Here is a 16,892-nt window from a genome sequence, read left to right as displayed (position 1 = left end):
TCAAACTCGGGCACCGGCTGCTTCCCCAGCCATGCAAACTCCGGCTGGTCCGTGGTGAACTCATCATGCGCCAGAATGCACAGACGTGATCCGCTGGCGATCATTGCCGCGCGCACATCTGGCCTCTAGGTGAGCATCAGGTCCGCCAGATACACCGCCTCCTTCAGCGCATAGGGATTCAGCCTCGCCGAACCAACGATGGGATAACCACCCGCGTCCGCCCGCTGCGTGTAAAAGCGCGGCACGCCATCCGCCGCCTCAGGATCATAGCGAAATCCCTGCACCTTCACCTGGCACACCACGCCTGTTTCCCTCTTCCCGTCCACGATCACAAAGCGATGCCCAATCGTCGTCCCAATGATGCGGTCTTCGCCAGCCTCGATCTTGCCGTTCGGCACCCGATGCCCGTCCTCCATCTCCCAATAGATCTCCACCGCCTTCGGCCCCGCATTCAGGATCTGCAACTGCGGCCGGTCCAGCCCGAAAGCTGGCATTCCAAGGAGCAGCAAAGCGAGGGATATCATTTTCATGCAAAGCGATCCGGCGAAACCAAATCCAGCGCCACCGGCGATGCCTCGCCTTCGATCAAACCGGCCACGATCTTCCCCGTCGCGGGCGCCAGGCTCAGTCCCATCATCGCGTGACCCGTGGCCACGGTGAGATTCTTCCAGCGTTGTGTTCTACCGATGTAAGGCATGCCGTCCGGCGAGACCGGACGCAGCCCGCTCCACGGCGTCACCTCGGCAAAGTCACGTTCATCAAAGGCCGGGAAATACTGTGGAAAGGCCCGTGTGATGCCGCGCACACGCCGCTGGGTGACGCTTTCATCCATGCCGGCCATCTCCATGGTGCCGCCCACGCGCAGTGTGCCGTCCATCGGTGTCACCGCCAGCCGCGCCTCCGTGCAGATGCTGCACAGGTCCGGAAGCTGCTTGGGGTTCGTCAGCGTCAGGCTGTAGCCCTTGCCCGCCTGCATCGGGATTTTTAGGCCTAGTTCCTTCGCCATCTCCGCTGACCACACGCCGCCGCACAGGACCACCTCCTGAAGCTTGATCCGGCCACGAGATGTCTTGAGCATGCGCAGAGCATCTCCCTCCATCTCAAAGCCCTGAATCTCTGTCTCCCACAAAAAGCTCACCCCCAGCCGAACCAATTCTGCTTCAAGCGCCGCGATGAACCGCGCCGGAGACAGATGGCAGTCTTTGGGGAAATACACACTGCCGCACACGTCCATGGTCACGTTAGGATCTAGTGCCGCCGTGGCCTTCGCATCCAGCACCTCCGCAGGAATGCCCAGTGCACGGGCCTTTTCCGCCATGTGCGCCTCGTCATCCAGAGTCTCCTGCTTCTTGCACAGCATCAGCAGCCCCTTCTGCACCAGGCCAAAGTCCAGCCCCATCTCCGCAAAGCACTCACGGCTCAGCAGGCTGAGATCTCGCAGCACCGGCGCAGTCGCATTCACGCGTGATTGAGAGGCTGCCTTCCAGAAATGCATGCCCCAGTTCATGAGGTCCGCGTCCAGCCTCGGCTTGATGTAAAAGGGCGACTCTGGATTCCACATCCATTTCAGCCCGAGAGCCACCATGCCTGGCGCCGCCAGTGGAATGAAGTGACTCGGCACCACCATCCCCGCATTGCCAAAGGAGCAGCCATCACGCTGCCGCGTCTTCCTTTCAATGACTGAGACCGTCATGCCTCTCCGTGCGCAATAAAGCGCCGTGCAGAGGCCGATGACCCCTGCGCCGAGAATGGTGACTTGCGAAGGCATGCCCGGAGCATGCGCAATCCTCCTCACTCGTCTTGCACAATCACCGTCTGCCCGCTGAGATTTCAGACAAACGCTACTCCAGCGCCTCTCCCGAAGTCTCCCTCCTGAGCCATTCCTCCATTCTCAGTTTTCCATTCTCCATTCCTCCATGGCTGAGGTCCATTTTCCCAAATCCACACCCACCACTGCGAATTCAGACAAGCCGTCCGTATCATCCTCCTTCAAGCTCCGCTCATCTAGATGACCAGCCTCTTCTCCCAACTCCTAGCTCTCACTCTCCTCACCAGCTCATTGCTCGCGGACTCACCACGCCGCGAGATGTTTCCCGGCGAGCCCACCCTTCAGGATCTCGACCGTGCCCGCGCCATGCTGGAGAGCTGGGAAAAAGACGCTCCGCAGAAAACCAAACGGCTCATGCGCATCTGCTACTGGTCTCCGCAGGACCGCGAGCCGCAGCCCGACTACCGCGCCCGCCTGACCCGCGTCATGCAGCACATCCAGGCTTTCTATTTGCGCGAGATGACTGCCTGGGGCTTCCCCGGCCGCAGCATCCAGCTCGATCTCGAAGAAGATGGCCTCCTGCATCTCCACATGGTCAAAGGTACACTCAAGTCTGAGGAGTGCAGCGAGGCCGATGGCAAGGACGGCCGGGAGATCCGCAAGGACTGCCTCAAGGCACTCAGCGAAGCCGGTATCGATGGCGAAAAAGAGACCCTCGTCATCTTCTGCAACCTTGCCGATTGGGACGCGACGAACCGCATCATGAGCCACCACAGCCCTTACTATGCCAGTGGCAACAGCCAGGGCGGCACCGCCTGGCAGGTGGACTCACCACTGCTCGACTCAGCCCTGCTCCCGGTCCGCGATCAGCATCTGCAGGATCGCCAATATGGCCGCATCTCTCTCGGCAAGTATAACAGCATCTTTGTTGGCGGCGTCTGCCATGAGCTCGGTCATGCATTGGGCCTCCCACACTGCAAAGAGTGCGCGCCAGCCCGCCGTCTCCGCGGCACCGCCCTCATGGGCTCCGGCAACCGCACCTATGGCAATGAACTGCGTGGTGAAGACAAAGGCTCCTTCCTCTCCCTCCCGCATGCCTTGAAGCTCGCCGCGCATCCGCAGTTCTCCGGCAGCGTGAAGCAGATTGCCGCACCGTTAAAGGCCGCCTTTGATGACTGGCAGCTCAAACCCGCCTCCGATGGCCTCCATGTCACCGCCTCTCTGAAATCTGATCTCCCCGTGCATACCGTGCTCGCTTATGCCGACCCCGCCGGTGGCGGCGACTACGATAGCGAGATCGCCGCCGCCATCCCGGATGACAAAGGCAGCATCAGCCTCACTCTACCCATTCCCGAACACAAGAAGACCACCACCGCCCTGCATTTTGTGGCTGTCGCCGTGAATGGTGCTGCCACCGCCGGAGTCTGGTCATCTCAAGGTCTCACGATGAATGCCCGCATCACCGAAGGGGGTGCCTATGATGTGTCCAGAGCCGTGCAGAAGCTCGAGTTCGACAAGCAGTGGCCTAACTTCAAGAGTGGTCATATCAACGAAGAACAGCTTTCCAAGCTCCACCCCGATGTGCAGGCGCTCATCCGCCGCCTCCGAGCACCCGATACCGCGAACGACAAACCATCTCCCGCGGCTACTCCTACCACGATTCACACGCTCGTCCTCTCCGATGCGGCGCCCTTAAAGGCCTCCACCGGCTGGAGCGGCGTGCACTATGATCGCACTCCGGAAGGCGGCCCGCTCATCGGCCCTGAAGGTTTGATCAATCACGGCCTCTACGCTCATGCCGACTCCACCTATGAGTATGATCTCGGCGGCCAGTGGCAGACCCTCACCGGCAGCGCCTGCCTGCTCGAAAAAGGCTACGGCCCCGTCGAAGCCACCATCCTCGGTGATGGCCGCGAGCTCTGGAAATCTCCTACCCTCAAGTCCGGCGATACTCAGTCCTTCAAGATCGACGTGCAAGGCATGCAGAAACTCACCCTCCGCATCCAGGGAAAAGACGGCATCTCCGGTGCCTGGGGCGCTTGGGCCGAGCCCACTTTGGAAAGAGCGAAGTAATCTTCATCACTTCACCTTCCAGATCTTCACATCATCGATCCACACCGTCGCTGGAATCAGAAAGCTGAACCAGCGCTTCATCGGATGCGCATAGCCTTCCGAACGATGCTTAGCGATCAGCTTGCCATCCATGGTTAGGCGCATCTCATCGCCCTCGGTGATCAGGATCAGTTCATGCCACTCCGTGTCAGCCTTGTAGGGCGCCACGATCGTCTTGGTCTTATACAGTGCTTCCAGGTCCGCAGGCACCTTCTCCTTCTTCGCCAGCGCCTCGTCACGACGCTTCTTGTTCTCCAGATTCATGATGCCCGTTTTGTGATCGATCAAGGTCACGGACGACTGCCTCACCACGCCGTAGCAGAGATGTCCGGCATGCACGCCCTTCAGCTCACGATCCACAAAGCCGAGCTGCAGGGTCTCGTCCTTGCTCAGCCCAGGAAACCTAAAGCGAACCGCCGCACCGCCATCGGTAAAGCCAGCCTCGTGATGAATATGCGCCGCATGTTTCGCCTCCACCGTCGCGCTGCTCACCTTCAGGATGCCCTCGTCCAGATCTGCCTGCTTGATCTTGGGCGCACGATTCGCCGTCGCGCTGTTCCACCCATTGCCGATCGCCCCCGCCAGATTCCCATCCTCCTCCCGCTCGAAAGTTTCATGGAAGATCAGAGTGGCATTCTTCTCCAGCCAGGCCGTGGAATCCTGGGCGAGGGCGGAAACGGTGAGGAGGGCGGAAAGCAGAAAGATGCGCATGCGCTATCTCATACGCATTGAAACACACAGGCCAAGCGCAGTGTGATAATCAATCGTCAGAGTCAACTCCAGCGGCGGCAAACGCAGCGCCCAGCATGACCCTGAAGTTTGCTTGAGTTCCCTGCGCCGACAGAGCCTGGTTCGCAATCAACCAGTCGTCGATAGCACGACCTAGCACATGCCTCCCGAAGAGGTTGTAGATGGCATAATAGGCAAACGTCACCTCATCCGGGAAAACCAAACCTTCGTCCTGCATCGCGGCGATGGGCTCGCCATAGCGTGATTTCACTTTTTCGACGTCTTTGCCTTCGATAACACAGCGCAGTGCCGCTGCAGGTAGTGAAACGTCAACGACCTGTCGAGTGCCACAAACTGTTTCCACATAGGCCATGGCTGGATTCTTCTCACAATGACGTTCCCAGACTCTGATAGCCTCAGTACAAAGCCACAGTTGAATCTGTTTCCGGACTTCCAGCGGCAGGTCATTGAAGCGATCAATCATGATGAGATGACTGAGATTCGAATAATCACTTCTCCTTCTCCAGCCTCTTCCGCCACCTCGGCTCTTCCTTCTCCAGCACTTCCTTCGGACGCGTGGTGAAGAAATCATAGGCCACCTTGTTCTTCGCGGCCATCTCCCCAAAGCTATTGTAGACGATGCCGTCCTGCGCCCCGGCGAAGATGGGCTTGCCCGTTGTCAGATCGTAGAAGCGCGCCCAGATCACCTCGGTGGAAGCTTCATCGGTAACATAATCGGTCTTGCCGGCGTCATTCTTGATCTTGCGCAGGTTCGTGATGCGATGCGCATCAAACCACTTCAGCGCCGCCTCGATCATCGCCACGGTCTCCGGCGTGGTCGGACCGCTGCGCATGAGAAACTTCACCAGGTTCGCCGACTCCGCGCCGCTGAGTGACGGCGGCTCCTTCGCCCGTGCCTTCACTGGTTCCAGCGTCAGCGGATGATGCTGCGCGCACCACACGGTGGGCTGCCCATTGATCTTCACCTGCATGGCGGCATAACAAGCAATGCCGCGATCAAAGGCTGCCTTCGCTCTTTCCTTCAGCGCCGCATCGGCAAAGGCGAAATGATTGTCCCCTTCCGCCAGATCATGCAGCAACTCCAGCACATGCGTCATCGCATCATCATTCAGCGTGATGGCTTCATGATAGCCGGTCTCCACTGGATAATTCTGCGGCCAGCCGCCATTCGGATACTGCGCAGCAAAAACATACTCCAGCCCTTTCATCAGCGCCGCCTTCACATCCTCACGCTTCGTCGCCGTGAAGACCGCCGCCAGAAACTTGAGCTGCTCCGTGGTGGTGCGATTATCAAACGTTCCGCAGTAGTGCCAGGCATTGCCGGTCTGCGAGGTCCATTGCGTGCCTGGCTGGCGTGTCCCGGCGGCATAGTCCACCGCCTTCGACCATCCACCCGTCGGTGTCTGGTAGCTGATCACCACCTCGGCGATCTTTTGGTTAGCCGCATCCGCAAAGGTCTCCACCGCTGCGTCCATGTCCGGCTCGAACTCGCCGCTGTTTCCCGGTGCTGGCTTCGGCTTCTCCAGCCCCGCCTTCTGGCTCTCCTCCGCCAGGATGCGCCGCTCAGTCACCGCAAACTCCCGGGATTTCGCCAGGTAGCCCGTCCACGCCCCCTTCTCCGCCTCCGGCAGCTTCGCGATCAGCTCATCCGTGAGCATCGTGAAAGGCTTGTCGTCGGCTGCAAAGCTCGTCAGAGCCAACAAGCAGATCAAGGAGGCGAGAAAGGGCAGTTTCATGGCTGGATAATCATATATGATCCACAGATCCACCCCTTGTCATGCCCTAAAACGTGAAAAGATGTGCAGGTGCCTATCTAACCGAGGCTCACTTCTTTGCCGGTGCCGTCGCCTTGAACTTGGCCATGAGTTCCTGGAACTTCTTGTTCACTTCCTTGTATTCCGGGCTCTTGCGATCCAGTTTCGCACGTTGCGCGGAGAGCGCTTTGATCTCCGTGGCCAGAGCGCGGCGATCTTCCAGCGCCTTCGCGGTGCCGCTGTCCACCTTGGCTTCCACATCGTCCCAGTCATCCGTGCGGAAGATGGAGGCGGGCAGGCCCTCGCTGTTCACCAGGTTCGCACCCTCTGGATTCGCGGCCCAGGCATAGCGCACGGCCACGGGGGCTTTCACCTCAGGGCTGCTCACGATGACACTGTCCGTGCCATCGATCTTCGCCTCGGCCCAGTGCCAGACTTTGTCGGCTCCGGCGATCTCAAATCGCTTCAGTGGTCCACCATCGCGTGATTTCAGGCCCGTGCCGCTCTGGTCAAAGGTCACACGGATGGTTGCATCATTGGTTACGCTTCTTTTGAAGAGTGGTCCGGAGTAAACAAGGCTCTTGCCATAGTCCTTCGCCAGTGCCCAGCGCGCGAGACGTTCGCCCGGATCCTTCTTGTTCTTCGGGTGAATGTCATTGGCCTCGCCCACATCATTGATGATGGCCATGCCGGTCTTCGGCGTGGTGCCCAGCACCAGGCGCATGCGGTCCTGGCACAGCGCCCATGGATCTGGCGTGCCCGGGGCCGTGGAGGGCGCGTGGAAGTTCGCCAGCTGCATGTAGTAGAAGGAGAACTCATCGCCCCAGCGCTTGCGCCAGTCACCGATCATCAGCGGCAGCGTCTGGTCATACGGCACGGCTCCAGGCTTCGCATTGCCCTCGCCCTGATACCAGATGGCCCCGCGCATGGTATAGCCAACGAAAGGATGAATCATCGCCGCGTAGAGCACGCCCGGCTTGCCTTCCGTGAGCAGCGGGCGCTTCGGTGCCTCGGGCTTCTTCGGCAGGCGCTTGCGTTCCTCAGCGGACTTGCCCTTCGCCGCGGCCATCGTCTCCTTCCACTTCGCCAGGCTCACTTCATAGGCGGCCTTGGCTTTCTCGGGGTCATACTCCTTGTCCGCTTTCAAGGTCGCCTCCACCATCGCCTTCGTGCCAGCCAGTGTGCTCAGCGCTTCACGACTGGTAAAAGTCTCCACCGGCTTGCCTCCCCAGGCCGACTTGATCACACCCACCGGCACACCGAGCTCGAGATGCAGCTTCCGCGCAAAGAAGAACGCCACTGCCGAAAAGCCTGGCACCGTTTCCGGTCTCGAAGCTGCCCATGTGCCCTCGATGTCTTCCTGATTGTCCTCCGCCGTCACCAGCGGCGCATTGAACATGCGCAGCGCTGGCAGCTTCGTCTCGGCGATGAGCCCCGCGTATTCCGGCGAGCGACCCACCGTGTAAAACATGTTTGACTGCCCCGAGGCAAACCACACCTCACCGACGAGCACATCCTGAATCGTGATCTTGTCCTTCCCCGCCGAGATCGTCAGCACTGCCCCGGTCGTATCCGCAGTACCGGTCTCGATCTGTGCCCGCCACTTCCCATCGGCTCCCGCTTTCGCCGAAGCCGACTTGCCCTTGAAGGAAATACTCACCTCCACCCCTGCATCCGCCTTCCCCCACACCGCCGCCGCCCGTTCCCGCTGCAGCACCATATGATCCGAGAAAAAATGCGGCACACTCAGTTCAGCGAGCAGCAGACCCGGAGAGAGAACAAGAAGAGGAAAAATGAAACGGAGCATTTTCGCTCAACGTCGCGTCGCGGCCCATGTTTCGAGGTTTGTAGGGATTCAATCTCCATCAATCAGATGCCTCCCTCATTAGCGGAAACACCCGGAGTGCAGGTGATCATTACATCAAAAGGAAGCGGCAGCCCGGAATCCGTGAGCAAAACATTAGCCGGATGGATGTCCCACACGTCAAAGCCATCCTTGCGAACAGAGAGGGAATCTGCATACCCCAGCCCTCTCCAAGGTAAGACCTCAAAACCGGCCTGGATCAGCGCATGTTCCAATTCTTCCAGCGTGGCTTTCTGACCCTGGACATGAGGCTGAGTGGTGACGATGCGCCAGTCGTGACCTTGTGGATTCCAAAGGCCGATGAGTCGCACCTCATCGCCAAACAAATGATTCTGCCAGATCATCCGCTGTAGATAATCCAGGGGCAGGGCATTGTGCAGCCAGGGACGGCCTTCCGTCCAGCTTACGGTGTATCCAGCCAGATTGGGCTTGGTATATTTCCACCAAAGTCCGGTGCCCTCATCGTGACGCACGTCGTGCTCGCGACCTCCGTCCCTTTCAGGTGGATGAAAGTCCAGTGGAAGAATCAGGCCGTGCGTTTCGGCCCAGGCACGGAAGGCTGCCCACTCGTTTTCGGGACGGTCGAAGTCGTCCTCCCCATGAGATGATCCATCTGTGCGTAGGCACGTTCGGAGGTGACTCGCGGCATCTTGGAGCGAATCTCTCGGAGCATGGCGGACAGTTGTTGGAAGCTCATCTTCGATGGGAGACAATGATCCTTGATCCGGTGACATGGGCAACTTGATTTTTTCCAGGGCTGTCATCAGAGAAGCCTCCCCGCCGATCATTGCCTCTGCCGCATCGACCTCACGCAAAGATCCCATGCACCACCTCGCCATACACATCGGTGAGGCGGAAGTCGCGGCCGGCGTAGCGGTAGGTGAGCTTGAGGTGGTCGATGCCGAGCAGGTGCAGGATGGTGGCGTGCAGGTCGTGCATGTGGACTTTGTCCTTCACGGCGTAGTAGCCGAAGTCATCCGTCTCGCCGTAGGCGATGCCGGACTTCACACCGCCGCCGGCCATCCACATGGTGAAGCCTTGCGGATTGTGATCGCGACCGTTCGCGCCCTGCACGATGGGCGTGCGGCCGAACTCGCCGCCCCAAACCACCAGTGTGTCTTCGAGCAGGCCGCGCTGCTTCAAGTCAGCGAGCAGGCCTGCGATGGGACGATCCACGGCGGCGGCATTTTTCGTGTGGCCTTTGACGAGCTCGGAGTGCTGGTCCCACACGTTGGGCGTGCTGACCTGGATGTAGCGCACACCGGCCTCGGCGAAGCGGCGCGCGAGCAGGCACTGGCGGCCGTAGTTGTCCGTCACGGCATCACCGATGCCATACAGCGCCTTGATGTGCGCGGGTTCGTTCTCGATGTCCATGACGAGCGGTGCCTCGCGCTGCATGCGAAAGGCCAGCTCCATGCTCTGGATCATGCCTTCCACAGGGGCATGGCGCGTGCGCTCGAAGTGCTCGCGATTCATCGCCTGCAGCAGGTCCAGTTTGCGTGATTGATCCGCGGCATCCGCGCCTGCATTCAGGAAGCGGAAGGTGGCATCCTTGCCCAGCTTGCCGCTGCGGCCCACGGTGGTGCCTTGATGCGCGGCAGGGAGGAAGGCGGAGCCGTAATTGCGAGGTCCGCCATGCGTGGCGGGCGGGCTGATGCTGACAAAGGCTGGCAGGTCCGCGTTCTCGCTGCCGAGACCGTAGCTGATCCAGGAGCCGATGGATGGCCTAACAAAATTATCCGCACCCGTGTGGATCATGCACACGGCCTGGCCGTGGGACTGGCCCTTGCTCTGCATGGAGCGGATCACGCAGAGGTCATCGAGCCGCTTGGAGACTTCCGGAAACAACTCGCTGCCCCAAAGACCTGCCTCACCGTGCTGCTGAAACTTCCACGGCGAGCCGAGCAGCTTCGCCTGGCTGGCGGAGGAAGGGTCCAGATTCTTCGCGGGAGCAAAGGGCAGCTTCTTGCCGTCCAGTTCCTGGAGCTTCGGCTTGTAATCAAAGGTGTCCACCTGCGAGGGACCTCCCTGCATGAAGAGAAAGATCACGCGCTTTGCCCTCGGCGTGTGATGCAGCCCGCGTGGCAGGCTGGCAGCTGTGGCGATGCCATTCAGGGCGAGGGCTCCGAAGCCGCAGGCGGCTGACTGCAAGGCATGACGACGGGTGATGAGCGGCGTGGAATTCATGGCGTCATTCGAGGAAGAGAAACTCCGTGGAGGCAAGCAGCACATGCGCGAGATCAGCCAGGGCCTTCTCGCGATCTGTGCCGCTTTGATCAATGAAAGCCTGCGCACGTTTCGCAGCGGCATCTTCAGGCGCATGTCCCAGGATGGCCTGGTGCAGCCAGGTCACGGCATCCGCCTGTGCATAGGCCTGCTGCGCCAGAGTGGCGGCCTGCTTTTGGATGAACGAACTATTCAACAAATACAGTGCCTGCGTGGGCACGGTGGTCAGCGGGCGGTCACCTGCCGTCATCTCCGGATTCGCCGCATCAAAGATCTCCAGGTCAGGCGCGAGGTTGTTGCGCGCCACAGGCAGGTAGACACTGCGATGCATGAGCTTGTCGAGCTTCATGAGGTCATCGAGGTCCTCGCCATAGGTCAGGGCGGTGGCGGCGGCTTGCTCCGTGTTCAGTTCACCAGTGAGTTGCAGCAGGCTGTCGCGGATTTCCTCCGCCGCGAGGCGACGATACGAATGACGTGCGAAGAGCTTGTTCTCTGGATCAGCCTTCACTCGCTCAGATTTGCCTTCAGCGGCGAGTTGATAGGTGCGGCTCAGCACCATCTCGCGGATCAGCGTTTTGATGGAACCATTGCTGGCGCGGAATGTCAGCGCCAGATGATCCAGCAGCGCGGGATGCGTGGGCTTCTCTCCCTGCACGCCAAAGTTGTCCACGGTGCTCACGATGCCTCTGCCGAAAAGCTTGGCCCACAGACGGTTCACGATCACACGATCCAGCAGCGTGTTCTCGGCGCTCACCATCCATTCGGCGAGCTGCAGACGCCCGCTGGAGCCTGCGGCAATCTCCGGCGCTGAGCCGCGATGCAGCACGCTGAGGAAATTGCGTGGAACCTTGGGACCGAGCTGGTTCACCTCGCCGCGCACACGCAGGTTCACATCGCCCGCATCCGCGAAATCACGCGGCGTCATGGCCAGATCCGCATCCTTGAGCGCATCGATCTGCTTGTTCAGCTCTTTGGAGAGGGCGGCGCTGCTCATGGTGAGCAGCGGATCACCATGAGCACTGCCGTTTGCCATCGCCAGAGCCATGGACTCGCGCTCGATGTCCTTCTCCGAGATGAACTGCACGGCATCCACGATAACATAACCCTTCGTGCCGCCGGTGTTGACGATCACATTCACGCGTCCGCCTTTTTCAAAGTGGAAACGGCCGATGGGCTCGAACAAGCCGCCCACGCTGGGCTTCTTCGTCTGATCAAAGATCACCTGATGCACATCATCAAAGGCCTCGACTGTGATGGGCACCTGCGTGTCACAGTTCCCCTTCGCCGGATAGGCGATGCGCACCTCATAGATGCCAGTCTCTGGCAGGGCGCCGCGGAAGACGGCCTTCTTCACGCCTTTGTCCTTCTTGTCATCATGGATGTAGAAGTCACCGAAGCGGTTTTTGGAGAGCTTGGATTCCTTCCAGTTCCCCACCAGTTCGGCGCTGGCCTCATCATAGATCACACCGGCCAGCGGCAGCTTCGTCAGCGCCTTTGAGCCAGCGACGGTCTCCATGAAATCACGCTCCACCTTCAGCCGCATGGCGAGTTCCAGGCGCTCCACCTTCTGCTTCAGCTCGGCAAACTCGGGTCCCGACTTCGGCAGAGCCTGCTCCACCCAGCTGGCCACGTTCACGCAGCCATTGCGCGTGCCCATGACGATCTCCGTGCTGCGCAGAAAGCCTGCGAGCGCGTAGTAGTCCCGCTGGGAGATGGGATCAAACTTGTGGTCGTGACAACGCGCGCAGCCGATGGAGAGTCCGAGCATCGACTTGCCGATGGTATCCAGCTGCTCGTCCACGGTATCGAGATGCAGCTTCTCCTTGTCACGCTCCGTCAGCATTTTTGGGCCTAACGAAAGATAGGTGGCGGCAATCATGCGTTCGCGACGCTGCGCATCATCTTTCGCAGGCATGAGATCACCGGCGATCTGCTCGCGGATGAAGTCATAGTAGGACAGGTCGCGATTAAAGCTGTCGATGACGTAGTTCCGGTAGCGCCAGGCCTGATAAAAAGTGTAGTTGCGATCTCCGCCGTTCGAGTCCGCATACCTTGCGAGGTCCAGCCAGTGCCGTCCCCATTTTTCACCGAAGGCCGGGCTCTGCAAAAGCCGGTCCACATAGGCCTCATAGGTTAGGTCCGAGGCTTCAGCATCATTCGGTGGCAGTCCGGTGAGGTCATAGCTCAAACGACGCTTCAGCGTGCGCAGATCCGCATCTGCGGCAGGCTTCAGCTTGTTGGCCTCGATCTCCGCCAGAACCAGCGTGTCGATGTCATTGCGCGGCCAGGCCTTGTCCTTCACCGCAGGCAGCGGTGCTTGCTGCAAAGCTCGATAGGCCCAGGTCTGCCTTGCTGCTTCGATATCGAGCGTCTTCTTCGGCTGCGCCGCCGCGAGCGACTCCACACGCGGGTCTGGCGCACCCATGGCGATCCACTCTTCGAGCACCTTGATTTCCTCCGGGGCCATCTTGGACTTCGGCGGCATCTGCAGGTCCTCGTCCTCATAGCGCACGCTGTGGATGAGCAGGCTTTTTGCGGGCTGCCCCACGATCAGCGCAGGTCCGGCATCTCCACCTTTCTCCCAGCCCTCCTTGCGGTCCAGCAAGAGGCCGCCTTTCTGCTTCCCGGCCTCCTGCGAGTGACACTCATAGCAGTGCTTCACCAGCAGCGGCCGAACCTTCCCTTCAAAAAACGCCCATCCGTCCGCCGCTGACGAATCAGCCGCCGCAAGCGCGAGGAGGAGCGGGATGGAGGAAAAACAGCGCACGGAGACAAAAGATCAAAACCGGCTCATCTTGGACATGAAAAGAATCGCCCCACGGTGCCCGAGTCTTTCCAGCCAGAGGCAGGAAGCCATTTGCCAGGAGAGGTGGCGCGATCCCACCATCCACCAAAAGAAAACCCCGCAGTGACGGACTGCGGGGTTTTGAATGCCTAGGGCCTGGGTTTGGGAGGCAGGCCCGGGGGGCGCTTTTCGGCAAAGGATGTTACGGGGCCAGATCTCCACGCTGGAGGAACTCGACACCGAATTCGCCAGCAGGGATCCAGAGGTCCTGCGCGGGGGTGATGGCGCTGCGGTCCACCCGCAGCCAGAGATTCGTGGGAGTGTCAAAGGACGCCACGGGCTTCAGCACACCGGTGCTGGCCGTGATGGTGGCCACCTCCAGGTTACCGGCACTGCTGGCCAGCAGATGACCGGGGATGACATGCAGCGTGGTCGGTGTCTCGGCGGTGGGCCAGTTGTTGATCTGGGAAAGGCGGCCGGTGAGGGCATTGTAACCCACTCCCACGACTCCGATGATGCCGACCTCCCGGCCGAGATAGAGGCGGAGGCCGTCCGTGGCCGTGGCGCTGTGGTAAGGCGTGGAGGTGATGTAGCTGTCGAGCTGCCAGGCGCTCACACCATCATAGGCGCAGGCCTGGATCACACGTGTGGCGGCGGCGGTCTTGGAGATCTGCTGGTCACTGTTCGTCAGGACCACCGCACCCTGTGCATCCGCCTGGGCCACGCTCAGCAGCGGCCCCGGGATGGACACGGGATCACGCAGCACGGGCGCATTGCCATTCCAGTCGATCACCTGCAGCCAGGAGGCCAGCCGCACTTCCTGCGGGCGCAAGGGCACGGCGATCTTCGTCAGCACCGGTCCACGGGTGAAGCTGGCGGCGCTCGTTGTCGCGGTGGTTGCATTGGAGGAGGACTTCTCCACCGCGGTGTCATAGCTGAAGAAGATGAAGCCGCCTTGTGTGAAGGCCCGGCTGGTGTGGCGCAGGTTACCCTTCACACGCACCACCTGGGCTGTTTCCGCCGTGATGGTCCCTGCGGTATCGATGCTCACCGGGCAGAGAACGGCAGCAGGCACGCCGGGAGGCGGCCCGGGCGCGGGCTCTGCCGGCGGAGGAGGAGCCCCGGTGAGGACGGCACCATTGAGGGTGGCGTTGACGTTGGTGATCAATCTGCCCGGGCCAATGATGCCGATATCTATGACCGGCTGGCCGATCAGGATCGGCAGCGTCAACACGGGCAGACGGAAGATGGGTCCGCCAATGATGATCGGGCCAGGAATGAGCCTGAGACCCTGATTGAGCGGGACATACCAAACCAACTTTTGATCATTGATCCAGAGTGGCTGGACCTCGTCGATGGTTGGGTCGGGCACGTTCAGCGCGCCGAGATCATGGACGACGCTCCCCACCTGGGTGACCACGGGTGTCTTGCTGGAGAGGTCCAGTGCCAGCGTGCGCAGAGAGGGTGCAACATCACGGGCGAGAGTGGTGGTGGTGAACTGCATCTGCTGCGCCAGATAGAGGCGGCTGTCACGCTGTGTGATGCCCACGATGCGGCCGCAGCCGATGTTGACGACCTGCTCCAGCGCATCCGGATCGGTGGTGGAGGTGATGCGCAGCTTCGCGTATTCGCCAGGGGCGGGGGTAAAGTAGCGGTTGAAGTTCTGCCCGTCCTCAATCTGCACCAGATGCTCACCCACTGGCACCACGCGGTCTGCGCGCCAGGCCAACGGCAGAGAAACGACGGGCTCATCAGTCGCTTCAGTGTCCGTGCCATGCACCAGCAACTCATGACCGGAGATGCTGACGTAATGACCGCTGATGAAGCTGCCGCGCCGGGGATCAAAGTCATGCCCGATCGTCGGTCCGGCGGTGAGCTCGTCTGCGCCCACGTTCACCACCTGCACCGCTTTATCACCGCCTGAGGGAGTCCCGCCTTGGAAGGGCACCATGAGGATGCCTTCCTCAGGGAGATACTCGATGGCCTTCTCATCCGTGTTGGCCTCGCTATTGCTCCCGTAGGTTCCACCTAACTTCAAACGTGACAAAAGAGAGGGCGCGGTGACATCCGCGACATCAAAGAGGGACACGGTGGTGTAACCGCCCTCGATACCCACGGCGAGCAAGCGGTCTCCCAAGGGCTCCAGGTAGGTGCTCCAGCCCGGCACCTCCAGCACACCGGAAAGCACCGGCGCGGCGGGGTTTGCCAGGTCCACGATGAAGAGCGGATCGATCTGGCGGAAGGTCACGACGTAGAGCCGGTCACCGTCAAAGCGCGTGGCATGCAGGGTCTCTCCGCGAGCGCGTTCCAGCTCCAGCGCGGACTGAGCAGTCACGTCACTGCCGGCGATGGGAAAGGTCTCCACCCAGGTTTTGCGGTCGGTCCATGAGCCCTCGATCGAGACGGTGACCACGCTGCCGTTCACGATGCCGAGCTTGAACTTGTCCTGAATGAGGCCGCGTGGAGTGAAAGTCTTCACCAGACGCGGTGCCTTGGAGACATCCACAAGATGCACAGCCCGGTTGGCATAAAGATTCGTGCCCGCATAGTAGGTGGTGGCCACCAGCGCGCAGCCTTCGGATATCTGCAGGGCGGCACTTTCAGCGGGAAAGGTCAGCCTGCCCAGCTTCTTCGGTGCGTCGAGATTGCTGAGGTCGATGCTCGTCAGCACCGCCGTGCCATGCATATCGTGGGTGCTGCTGTTGGCGGTGAGCTCAGGGCTGACTTTGCTCAGCACATGCAGCGTGGTGCCGACGAGGCGGCTGTCCAGCATGACACCTTCCAGCGGCACCTCGGAGGCCATCGCTGGAATGCCATCCGCCACGCGGATCAGCCACACCGTGGTCTTGCCCACATTTTTGTGGTCAGTGGAGGTGCCCAGCAGCGCCACTTGAGTTCCGGCCTCATCCATCACGATCATTTGCTCACCGCTGGCGGGCAGCCTCACACTGCCGGTGCGCACGGGCAGCGTGGGGGCGGCCAGGTCCAGGATCTGCAGGCCGCGGTAGTGGTTGAAGAAATACATCTGGTTGCCCACGATCTGCCAGATGTCGGACTCGAGCACCGTGTCCGTCACCGGAGTCGGCGGCAGATCGGCCAGCGCACGTGAGATTGCGGTGGTGGCCCCCATCAGCGTGTTAGCGGAAGCCAGCGCGGTGCTGGTGAAGGCGATCGTTGGCATGATGCTCATGTTGGGGATGCTGACATTGCCAGACAGCGTGAGCGTGTCTGAGGTCAGGTCCTTGCGGTCAAAGCTGCGTTTGCCATACAAGAAGCGCGCGGGGAACTTGGGCGTACGGTAGCCCTGCACGCGCAGGTTCGCTGCATCCGTGGCAGCGGGCATCTTGAAGGTCACGCGTCCCGTGCGTGAAGTTGAGTAGGCCACGGCCAGCGGCTTCCAGCCGTCTCCGCTTTTCTGCTCCAGCACAGCCTGATAAACGCCACGCTCCAGAGCCGCTGTGACGACGGCCCCGTTCATCGTGAAGCGCAGGTTCACCGCTGCAGCGGCGGGAGCAGCTGGTGGCGGAAGGGCGGAGAGCGGGGAGCCGCCGAGGACTGCCATCCATGCTGTCAGGCAGATGAGAAGACGTGGGATCATAGAGAGAGGTTGGTAGGCTGATGCGAAGAAGGCCG

The 16,892-nt window shown here is 60.7% G+C and carries 11 protein-coding genes; 1 reads left to right on the top strand and 10 read right to left on the bottom strand.

The features are described 5' to 3' along the window. Window positions 1-125 precede the first annotated feature (125 nt). Together BGE01nite_RS04370 and BGE01nite_RS04365 are read right to left on the bottom strand one after the other, a co-directional pair. On the bottom strand, window positions 126-530 hold the full coding sequence (locus BGE01nite_RS04370) for a hypothetical protein (RefSeq protein ID WP_146849047.1): 405 nt from the start codon (window positions 528-530) through the stop codon (window positions 126-128). Next, window positions 527-1,768 (bottom strand): NAD(P)/FAD-dependent oxidoreductase, encoded by a 1,242-nt coding sequence (locus tag BGE01nite_RS04365; RefSeq protein WP_146849046.1) that lies wholly within the window; start codon window positions 1,766-1,768, stop codon window positions 527-529. Before BGE01nite_RS04365 ends, BGE01nite_RS04370 begins: the two co-directional genes overlap by 4 nt. Before the next feature lie 240 nt (window positions 1,769-2,008). Here BGE01nite_RS04365 and BGE01nite_RS04360 point away from each other — a divergent pair, with 240 nt between their 5' ends. After that, entirely contained in the window at window positions 2,009-3,841 is a 1,833-nt protein-coding gene (locus BGE01nite_RS04360; RefSeq protein ID WP_146849045.1) for an NPCBM/NEW2 domain-containing protein, read from the top strand. A 6-nt stretch (window positions 3,842-3,847) separates the two neighbouring features. Here the strand turns inward: BGE01nite_RS04360 and BGE01nite_RS04355 are convergent, their stop codons facing one another. The 8 genes from BGE01nite_RS04355 to BGE01nite_RS04320 form a co-directional block, all read right to left on the bottom strand. Next, window positions 3,848-4,591: a hypothetical protein gene (locus BGE01nite_RS04355; RefSeq protein WP_146849044.1), complete on the bottom strand. Its 744-nt coding sequence runs from the start codon at window positions 4,589-4,591 to the stop codon at window positions 3,848-3,850. Window positions 4,592-4,640: 49 nt separating this feature from the next. Next, complete coding sequence (locus BGE01nite_RS04350) at window positions 4,641-5,093, bottom strand: hypothetical protein (RefSeq protein ID WP_146849043.1); 453 nt, start codon at window positions 5,091-5,093, stop codon at window positions 4,641-4,643. Window positions 5,094-5,118: 25 nt separating this feature from the next. Beyond that, on the bottom strand, window positions 5,119-6,366 hold the full coding sequence (gene pelA / locus BGE01nite_RS04345; RefSeq protein ID WP_146849042.1) for a pectate lyase: 1,248 nt from the start codon (window positions 6,364-6,366) through the stop codon (window positions 5,119-5,121). An 88-nt stretch (window positions 6,367-6,454) separates the two neighbouring features. Continuing rightward, window positions 6,455-8,191, bottom strand: coding sequence for a sialate O-acetylesterase (locus BGE01nite_RS04340; RefSeq protein ID WP_146849041.1), 1,737 nt, complete (start codon window positions 8,189-8,191; stop codon window positions 6,455-6,457). A 62-nt stretch (window positions 8,192-8,253) separates the two neighbouring features. Continuing rightward, the gene (locus tag BGE01nite_RS04335; protein WP_146849040.1) at window positions 8,254-9,063 is read right to left on the bottom strand and encodes a hypothetical protein; all 810 of its coding nucleotides are present in this window, start codon (window positions 9,061-9,063) and stop codon (window positions 8,254-8,256) included. Next, window positions 9,056-10,435: a DUF1501 domain-containing protein gene (locus BGE01nite_RS04330; RefSeq protein WP_146849039.1), complete on the bottom strand. Its 1,380-nt coding sequence runs from the start codon at window positions 10,433-10,435 to the stop codon at window positions 9,056-9,058. Before BGE01nite_RS04330 ends, BGE01nite_RS04335 begins: the two co-directional genes overlap by 8 nt. A gap of 4 nt (window positions 10,436-10,439) precedes the next feature. After that, window positions 10,440-13,241 (bottom strand): DUF1553 domain-containing protein, encoded by a 2,802-nt coding sequence (locus BGE01nite_RS04325; RefSeq protein WP_146849038.1) that lies wholly within the window; start codon window positions 13,239-13,241, stop codon window positions 10,440-10,442. A 220-nt stretch (window positions 13,242-13,461) separates the two neighbouring features. After that, window positions 13,462-16,857 carry a beta-propeller domain-containing protein gene (locus BGE01nite_RS04320; protein WP_146849037.1) on the bottom strand — a complete coding sequence of 1,132 codons (3,396 nt, stop codon included), beginning with the start codon at window positions 16,855-16,857 and terminating at the stop codon, window positions 13,462-13,464. Between the last annotated feature and the right edge of the window lie 35 nt (window positions 16,858-16,892).

Origin of the sequence: Prosthecobacter gellanilyticus (assembly GCF_007992435.1) — a bacterium.
Lineage (GTDB): Bacteria > Verrucomicrobiota > Verrucomicrobiia > Verrucomicrobiales > Verrucomicrobiaceae > Prosthecobacter > Prosthecobacter gellanilyticus.
Note: the sequence above shows the minus strand (reverse complement) of the source record. Positions and strands in the feature narration are given on the sequence as shown.